A 2556-nucleotide genomic window follows, 5' to 3' on the forward strand; every position below is an offset into this window, starting at 1 on the left:
GAGCCGAACATCGGGCGTTACCCCTGAGTTTGAAGGGCTCATACAGCATGTCACAGTGACTGCGCGCCGAGACGGACTGTTTGGTCATCGGCTTGAAGTTCTTCAGCTGGTATCAGATCGCGGCCCCAGCTGGGTTACGGTTCGCGCGCCCAATGGTAGTCGCCGCAACATCAAGCGTGCATCGACGGACCTTGCAAGCCCTCTGCCCGACTCAAATTCTGCCCTGATCGTCTCAGCAACGGTGCTGCTGCGAGTCGCATGCTTTATGACCATGTTGTCGCAACGCACCCGAGAGGAGAGCAAGGATGGCGAGGGCTGCGGTTCACATAACACCGACCAACCCGCCGTTGCTGTGGTCGAAGCTGCCGGAGCAAATCCGGCGGCAGCTCGCGATGCATCTCGTGCCCGCCCTACGCGCAAGAATGCGCGCTCGAGGCGAGGATAACGCCGATGCTGACGAAACTTTCTGCTGACGGACAGGTCGGTACCCGTCACCGCGCGAAGCTTGCCTATGTCTACATCCGCCAGTCCAGTCCTGGCCAACTTCTTCATCACCAAGAAAGCACGATGCTGCAATATCGCCTGGTCGAGCGAGCGCTTACACTGGGCTGGCCTCGCGAGCGCGTCATGATTATCGACGAAGACTTGGGCAAGTCGGGAGCCACATCTCATTTGCGTTCAGGCTTTCAGCGGCTGATCGCAGAGGTCGGCTTGGGCCACGCAGGCCTGGTTCTAAGCTTTGATGCGTCCAGGCTCGCACGTAACAATAGCGATTGGCATCAGCTTCTCCATCTATGTTCAATGTTCGGTGTTTTGCTGGCAGACAGCGAGAGGCTTTACGATCCGGGTCTATACCACGACAGGCTGCTTCTGGGGCTGTCAGGGATTATGAGCGAAGCCGAACTCCATCAAATCCGGGTGCGGCAACATCAAGCCGAACGGCAGAAGGCAGCGCGCGGCGAATTACGCATGCCGCTGCCAGCGGGGCTCGCCGCAGTGCCTGGTGGCGGCATCATGCTCAATCCCGATGCCGAGGTTCAGGCACGTCTTAACCTTGTGTTCGAGAGGTTTGCCGTCTTTGGCAGCGCAAAGGCGGTCGTGCGTTATCTGCGACAATCCAACCTCACGCTTCCGGTTCGACCATTGCAGGGACCTTCTCCTCATGAGACGCTCTGGCGCGACGCCAATGACGCTCGAGTCCGTTCGATTCTCAAGAACCCGGCATACGCTGGCGCTTATGTCTATGGACGTCGTTGTGCCGCACCTGAGCGGAGAGGACCACAAAGCCGTAATCCGACCCGGGCAGTTCCACGCGAGGAATGGGAAGTATGCATCAGAGATGCGCACCCGGGCTACATCAGCTGGGAGGAGCACATGGAGATCAGCGATCGTCTTGCGGATAACGTGGGGAACTTTCGCGCAGGGCATCGCGGGGCACCCCGCCGTGGTCGGGGGCTTCTTCAAGGGATCGCCGTTTGCGGCACTTGTGGAAGACGCATGGCGCTCAATTATTCGGGCGACCGAGGAGATTATCCGGTTTACCGCTGCCGCTCCGAGACTGCGTTGTGTGCCAAGCAATATTGCCAGGAAGTTCGCGCCCCGGCGGTCGAGGCGGAGATCGAGCGCCTGTTTCTGGCGGCCCTTGCCCCGGATCAGCTTGAGCTTACGCTCGCCGCGTTGGATGAGATCAACGCCGAAGTTCGCTCACTTGACCGGCAATGGGCTCTGAAGAGGGAGCGTGCTGCCTACGAGGTAGAACGTGCCCGGCGTCAATATGATGCCGTCGAGCCGGAGAACCGATTGGTCGCACGCTCGCTCGAGGCACTGTGGGAAGACAAGTTGCGCGAAGCCGAAAAGATCGAGCAAGACCATGACCGCTGGAAGGCCGGGCAGATTGAAACGCTGGACGACGATGATCGTTCTCGCATCACTGACATGGGTATCGACCTGCCCGGATTATGGGAAAATTTGGGAAACGCTGATCGCAAGGCGATGCTGCGACTCGTGGTGGACCAGGTCGTACTCGACCAGCGCCGCGTCACGGGAATGGTCTGGATCAGGGTCATATGGCAAACTGGCGCGACGACAGAGCGTTGGATCAGGCGGCGAACGGCGTCGTACACCGAAGCCGCCCAGATCCCGCTTATTGAGCAACGCGTCCGCGAACTCAATTCTGCCGGCATGATGGATGCGCAGATCGCAACAACCCTGAATGCCGAAGGTCTCGCCAACTGCCGTGGCGAAGCATTCACTAATCAAACCATCCACTTGCTCCGGCAGAGGTGGAAGATCAAAACCGTGAAGATCAACGGCGCCACCGACAATCCGAGCCGCTGGCCCGATGGAAGCTACTCGATCCAAGGAGCGGCCTCAGAGCTGGGCATCACACCTCAAACAATATTCAAATGGCTCAAAAAAGGCCGACTTCAAGGGCGGCAACTAACGAAGGGACAACCTTGGCAGATAGACCTAACCAACGACCAAATTGCACAGTTCCGGGTCACCACACCACGCATCAGCCCATCAAGGAGGAAGGTATCATGAAACGTTCAGCTC

1 protein-coding gene is annotated in these 2556 nt (G+C 58.7%); it reads left to right on the plus strand.

Going from position 1 to position 2556, the window contains the following annotated elements; translation table 11 throughout:
- The first annotated feature begins 450 nt into the window (after nucleotides 1-450).
- Nucleotides 451-2544 carry a recombinase family protein gene (locus GGR38_RS23895; RefSeq protein WP_183629506.1) on the plus strand — a complete coding sequence of 698 codons (2094 nt, stop codon included), beginning with the start codon at nucleotides 451-453 and terminating at the stop codon, nucleotides 2542-2544.
- The last annotated feature ends 12 nt before the right edge of the window (nucleotides 2545-2556 follow it).

Origin of the sequence: Novosphingobium sediminicola, assembly GCF_014196525.1 — a bacterium.
GTDB lineage: Bacteria > Pseudomonadota > Alphaproteobacteria > Sphingomonadales > Sphingomonadaceae > Novosphingobium > Novosphingobium sediminicola.

What these genes read in the sequence shown, in the direction of transcription:
- GGR38_RS23895 (WP_183629506.1), top strand. Translation starts at nt 451, where the DNA reads ATGCTGACGAAACTTTCTGCTGACGGACAGGTCGGTACCCGTCACCGC.